1 protein-coding gene is annotated in these 1,375 nt (G+C 60.2%); it reads left to right on the top strand.

All coding sequences use genetic code 11. The features are described 5' to 3' along the window. Positions 1-48: 48 nt before the first annotated feature. Positions 49-1,263, top strand: a complete 1,215-nt coding sequence (locus HGP14_RS35085; RefSeq protein WP_168834370.1) for an IS701-like element ISRm31 family transposase — start codon at positions 49-51, stop codon at positions 1,261-1,263. Positions 1,264-1,375 lie beyond the last annotated feature (112 nt).

Raw genomic sequence — 1,375 nt, 5'->3', positions numbered from 1 at the left:
TAGCATTACAGTTGCATATTTATCTATGATCTGAATCTATGGGTCTCCATGATTCGGAGGTCATGGATGGCAGGTGCATCAATCGAGACGACGCTTGAGCTATGGGCATCATCGTTGCGCGACGTGAAGGCTCGCATGCGCGGACTGTTTACGCAGGAGCGAGTTGCAGCATCTGCGAACCTTTTCCTGGACGGCTTGCTGGGTGACGAGCGGCGTAAGACAGGTTGGATGCGCGCTGAGGCGGCCGGTGATCCCGGCCCGTGGCGGCAACAAGCCATTCTGGGGCGCGGGCGCTGGGACGCGGACGCACTTCGCGACATCGTGCGAGAGTATGTCGTAGAGAACCTCGCCACGGATGATGCGGTCCTGGTCATCGACGAGACGGGCTTCCTCAAGCAGGGCAAGACGTCGTGCGGTGTTGCACGTCAATATACAGGTTCGGCTGGCAAGATAACGAACTGCCAGATCGGTGTGTTCGCCGCCTATGTGTCCGTTCGCGGTCATGCCTTTATCGATCGAGCCCTGTACTTGCCCAAGAGCTGGACTGGCGATCCGGCAAGGCTTGCAGCAACTCATGTTCCTCAGGCTACAGCCTTCGCTACCAAGCCAGGCCTGGCTGTCGATATGATACGGCGGGCGCTGGCAGCCGATGTGCCGTTTTCATGGGTGGCCGCAGATGCGGTGTATGGCGTCGGGGACGTCGAAGGAACCCTGCGCCGAGCCTGCAAAGGCTACGTTCTTGGGGTTAAATCGGACCACCATTTCGGCTCGTGGTCGGGAAAGCCTCCGGTCGCCGGCACAGCGCAGGAGATCGCCCGTGATCTCGATCCAAGCGCATGGCAACGTCTTTCCGCCGGTGAGGGCACCAAAGGCGCGCGGCTTCATGACTGGGCCTACTGCGAACTCGCCGATCTCGATGCCGACGAATATAACGAGACGAAATCGGGGCTTTGGACCCGTGGCCTACTGATCCGGCGCAATATCAGCGACGGTGATCTCGCATTCTTCACCACATGGTGCCCGGCCGGGACGGACATCCAGACGCTCGTTTCCGTTGAAGGCCATCGCTGGGCGATCGAAGACAGCTTCGAGACCGCCAAGAACGAGCTCGGACTCGATCACAACGAAACCCGGTCATGGCATGGCTGGCATCGCCACGTCTCCCTCGTCATGCTTGCCTTCGCCATGATGGCGGTGATCCGGTACCGCGCCAATGACGCGACGCCCCAAAAAAGACCGCGGATGCCGACCATCAGGATTTGATCCGCTGGTCTATCCAGGAAGTCCGGCGCATCGCCATCAGACTCGCTCAGCGTCGCATAAACCCCGCCTACGTCATCGCATGGTCATGCTGGAGGCGCGCCCATCAGGCGGC

Source organism: Rhizobium sp. P32RR-XVIII (assembly GCF_012641395.1).
Classification (GTDB): domain Bacteria; phylum Pseudomonadota; class Alphaproteobacteria; order Rhizobiales; family Rhizobiaceae; genus Rhizobium.
This window is presented reverse-complemented; position numbering and strand designations above follow the sequence as displayed.

Excerpts from the sequence above, each read along its gene's own strand:
- HGP14_RS35085 (WP_168834370.1), top strand. The coding sequence starts at position 49 with ATGATTCGGAGGTCATGGATGGCAGGTGCATCAATCGAGACGACGCTT.